Here is a 4,240-nt window from a genome sequence, read left to right as displayed (position 1 = left end):
GAAATATATAAACACCACCACGCAAGAATACCCGCTGACTGCAAGACAGATCAGGCAGGCAAACCCGCTGATATCCTATCCTAAGCCGTTCAATGCTCCTGGGTATGCACCTGTGACAGAGACAACCCCGGACTATGACCCGTTGACGCAGAACGCCACCGAAGCAGCACCGGCCCTTATCGGTGACACCTGGACACAGCAATGGACAATCACGGAAAAAACCGAACAGGAACAAGCGGATTTCATTGCAGCTTTGAAAGAAAAGCACAAGAAGCTGGCTGAAGCGGAACAAGAAACCGTTTTTGAAAAGCTGTCCAAGAACCAGCTTAAAAAATCCCTGGGCCTTGCCCCTGAGTTGACTGATACCGACGAAGCGGCCCTCAAGGATTATGCCAAAACGGTGCAGGCAGATATTGACAACCCCCCGGAAACGATGGCTTACAACCCTCCCCTGCCACCTGGTGTGACTCCGCCATCTGTCAACAGCATTGTTGTCACACACAGCACTACAGCACTACATTATAGGAGTTACGCACTTGACCCGAGGGACGTCATTTCCTGCCTGTGGACGGGGCGGAGCCCCTAAACGACGGCGTCACGAGGCAGAGCCTCGCGACGAGATGACATTCGTGAGTTGCAACTGCGTACGTCCTGCATTACAAAGACGTGTCCTATCGCGAAAGGTCGTAGAGCGGGTCGTGGGGTTCGACGTGGTCAGGTGGGTGGGCCTCGCCGTGCTGGCGCGGCTCCAGGTGGGCCGTCACGCGCACTTCGTCCTTGGCGAAGGCCTCGTGCAGGGCCGCTTCGACCTCGTGTGAGCGGGCGTGGGCCTCGCGCACCGACATCTGGCCGGGGAACAGCAGATGGTACTCAATCCAGAGCTGGTCGTCGGTGCGGCGGTGGCGCACCTGGTGGTAGTTGGCAATGGTGTCGTCGGACTTCGCTTCGTTGAGTACGCGTAGCACGCGGCGGGTGGTGTTCGTGTCGGCGCGGTCCATGAGTCCGCCCAGCGAGCGGCGGAGCAGGCGCCCGGCGGTCCACAGGATGTTGGCGGCCACGAGGAGCGCAGCCACCGGGTCGAGCCAGAGCACGCCCGTAAGCCGCACCAGACCCACGCCCACGAGCACGCCCAGGCTCGTCCACATGTCGGTGAGCACGTGCTGGCCGTTGGAGACGAGGACCAGACTGTTGTGCGTGCGCCCGGTACGAATCAGGTAGATGCCCAAGGCCGCGTTGGTCAGGGTCAGAGCAGCTATGATGAGCAGCCCGATGTCGAGCTGTTGCAACGAGGGACCGCGAATGAGGTCTTCAATGGCCACCCAGCCGATAACGATGGCTGCGGCGGCGATCAGCAGTCCTTCGAATGCGGCGGCGAAGTACGCAATTTTTCCGTGTCCGTACGGATGCCCCTGATCGGGCGGGGTCGACGCATACCAGAGGCTAAACCCCGAAAACCCGGTCGCAACCAGGTGGATGACCGACTCCAGCGCATCCGAAAAAATAGCTGCGCTTCCCGTATACCATGCCGCCAGAGACTTGCCCGCGAGCATAAGCACCGCGATAGAAAGGCTCCACATCATGGCGCGGCGCCGGGCGCGCTCTGCGGGGGTAGGCATGCCGATGACAATATTGTTGTGAACTGTATCGGAATCGGCTTGACGCACAGCGGTGGCGGATGTTCATTGAAGCGATGCGTTTCTGCCCAATGAAGCGCTCACCATGCCAGTTTTCCGTCTAACTTTGCCGCTTGTATGCTTCGTCTTGAACATGTCGGGATTGCCGTTCGCGATGCCGAAGCCGTTCGCGCAACGTACGCCACCGTTCTCAATGCGCTCTCCTACAAATCAGAAACGGTGGACGAACAAGGGGTGACGACGCACTTCTTGTCCGTTGAGAACACGAAACTGGAATTACTGGAAGCCACGCGCGAGGATTCGCCCGTTCACCGGTTTCTGGAGCGACAGGGGGAGGGCGTGCACCACCTGGCGTTTGAGGTGCCCGACATCGACGATGCGTTCGAGCGGATGATGGAGGCGGGCTTTACGCCGCTGTCGGATGCGCCGCTCCAGGGGGCCGATCGCAAGCGCATCTTTTTTCTGCACCCGAAGGCCACGCATGGCGTGCTCATTGAGTGTTGCAGCAGTCAGCCGCAACTGCCTACACCACGCTACGTGGATACCGATGCGGGAGCAGTGGCCTACTACACGTGGGGGGCTCCCGAACAGCCCACGGTGCTGTTGCTGCATGGCGCTGCCGGAAGCACACAGACCGAAACCCGCCTGCTAGTACCGCATTTGGAGCCGCATTTGCATGTGGTGGCGCTCGACTTTATCGGACACGGGGCGTCTGCCAATGCGAAGCCTGAACAGGTGCTTACGCCGATGCTTTTTGCAGAGAACGCGCAGGCGGTGCTCAATGCCCTGGATGTGGCCCAAGCCCATGTCTTTGGCTTTTCAATGGGCGGCAATATGGCGCTTCAACTGGCGCACGAAGCTCCCGAGCGAGTGGCGCGCGTGATGACTCACGGCGCGCACATCGATTGGACCACGGCTACGGTGGATGCCATGGCCCATCGCCTCGACCGCGCCGACGCCGAATCGGGACGCATGGATGCGCTGCATGGCGATTGGGACGCCCTGTCGACCACGCTGCGGGCGTTTATCGAGCAGTTGCCGGGGGCCGCGCTGCGACTGCGTCGGCAGATGCAAACCGTAGGACAGCCGGTGCTCGTAAGCATGGCCGACGAAGACGACCTGTTTCCCTTGCAGGCTGCACTCACGTTGCACAACGCACTCCCAAACAGCCGGTTAGCCGTTCTGCCCGGACAGCACCACGCATTGCAGCGCCAGCGTATTGCTCCCCTGGCCGATCAGATGCGCGCGTTTATTGCGCCGTGAGTGAACCGTATGTCGGGATTCGCCCTCGTTTCGCTCCACCGACGCTCGCTCTCGCCTTCAAACCAAAACCCAAACAGGCTCTTTGTAGGATTATGAGATTTAGCCGCAGTAGGCTACGATGCTCTCCCATAGTGCGTCCTCTGCCATTGCACCGACGCGGGACCGTCGGTGCCAGATCCTATGATTAATCTCACGTAGAGCCTGGCAGCGCATGGCGTTCGTGATGCCCTGATTGCACATCCAACACCTTCAAAAAGACTCCAAAAGCGATGTGAGGTCTGAAGCATTGAGTGCAGTCAGTGCGTCGACGCCGTCGATCCGCCATCCGTGTGAGGGGGTGTCGGACGGGGCAACGCGGCAGATGGCGCCGGCCTCCACGAACTCGCTCACAACCCGCGCAAACACCTCAGGGTGATGCAACGGGAGCGGACGCGCCACCGGCACCAGCGTGCCGTCTTTCACGGTGCAGTGGCCCAGCCCAAATGGAATGGGTCCCTCCATCTTGCTGCTGATGCGCTTGAACACGGTGCTGTGCTTGCGGAGCTGCTGCACGAACTCGGCAACCATCCACATCTGCTGCTGACTGCCTGCGCCGGCAGTGCGTAAGTGACGGCGTGTAAACAGCGACCGAATGAGTGCATCAAGGTCATCAGCACGGTCGGTACGCACCGACGCGTTGTGTAGAAATCCAGGTGTGGTGTCCATACAATGTGTGGTCCGAAGCAAAAACGTTAAGGAGTCGTCACAGCATACACCGAAGCATCAGGAGCCCGTTTCCGTGACGTACCGTACGGAGATACGAAAGTCATACAGTTCCCTCCATCAACTGTGTACGGTTATGCAATAAATGGCTTAACAAGCTTATTGATAAAAAGCCGAAGCAAACCGCAATATTAATTAAACGGGCTTTTAAAATTTATTGTGTACAACGGCTGATAATATGTTACGTGCCGAATACAAGGCACAAATTTACAAATACTTAAAAACTTTGATATGAAAAAGAAACTTAAAAAATGGCTAAAAAGCAAGGCATGGAATATATTATATGTTGTACGCAGTTATTGTGCGGTGGCAATGTATAGTATTGGAAAAAAACCAGCTTGTAGTACTTTTATTGATGAAATAAGTATAACTGCTGGATATGGACAATTGGATGCAGTTGGATGTTTTCAATACGAATTGCCAAAACGGTATGTTCGTAAATTATTCAAAGGTTGCACTAAGTGGAAAGATTATTTAGAAAAGTGCGCGTAGGCTAATTGCGTACAACTATCTGATAGCATCAACAAACTTAAATCTATACAACAATGAAAAAGACAATCGTAATGCTAATGATTTTACTG

At 56.5% G+C, this 4,240-nt stretch carries 5 protein-coding genes; 3 read left to right on the top strand and 2 right to left on the bottom strand.

Going from position 1 to position 4,240, the window contains the following annotated elements:
• The coding region (locus R6U20_RS09275) for a hypothetical protein (protein WP_410337576.1) at nucleotides 1-586 on the top strand (586 nt) is incomplete at its 5' end.
• 85 nt (nucleotides 587-671) lie between these two features.
• On the opposite strand, the gene R6U20_RS09270 is transcribed toward R6U20_RS09275, so the two are convergent.
• Nucleotides 672-1,616 carry a cation diffusion facilitator family transporter gene (locus tag R6U20_RS09270; protein WP_410337575.1) on the bottom strand — a complete coding sequence of 315 codons (945 nt, stop codon included), beginning with the start codon at nucleotides 1,614-1,616 and terminating at the stop codon, nucleotides 672-674.
• A 135-nt stretch (nucleotides 1,617-1,751) separates the two neighbouring features.
• Here R6U20_RS09270 and mce point away from each other — a divergent pair, with 135 nt between their 5' ends.
• Nucleotides 1,752-2,897 carry a methylmalonyl-CoA epimerase gene (gene mce, locus R6U20_RS09265; RefSeq protein WP_410337574.1) on the top strand — a complete coding sequence of 382 codons (1,146 nt, stop codon included), beginning with the start codon at nucleotides 1,752-1,754 and terminating at the stop codon, nucleotides 2,895-2,897.
• A 249-nt stretch (nucleotides 2,898-3,146) separates the two neighbouring features.
• Here mce and R6U20_RS09260 read toward each other — a convergent pair whose 3' ends face one another.
• Nucleotides 3,147-3,602, bottom strand: a complete 456-nt coding sequence (locus tag R6U20_RS09260; RefSeq protein WP_410337573.1) for a hypothetical protein — start codon at nucleotides 3,600-3,602, stop codon at nucleotides 3,147-3,149.
• Nucleotides 3,603-3,890: 288 nt separating this feature from the next.
• Between R6U20_RS09260 and R6U20_RS09255 the strand changes: the two genes are divergently transcribed.
• Entirely contained in the window at nucleotides 3,891-4,151 is a 261-nt protein-coding gene (locus R6U20_RS09255) for a hypothetical protein (RefSeq protein ID WP_410337572.1), read from the top strand.
• Nucleotides 4,152-4,240 lie beyond the last annotated feature (89 nt).

It is taken from the genome of Longimonas sp., from assembly GCF_046498435.1.
Taxonomy (GTDB): Bacteria; Bacteroidota; Rhodothermia; order Rhodothermales; family Salinibacteraceae; genus Longimonas.
Note: the sequence above shows the minus strand (reverse complement) of the source record. Positions and strands in the feature narration are given on the sequence as shown.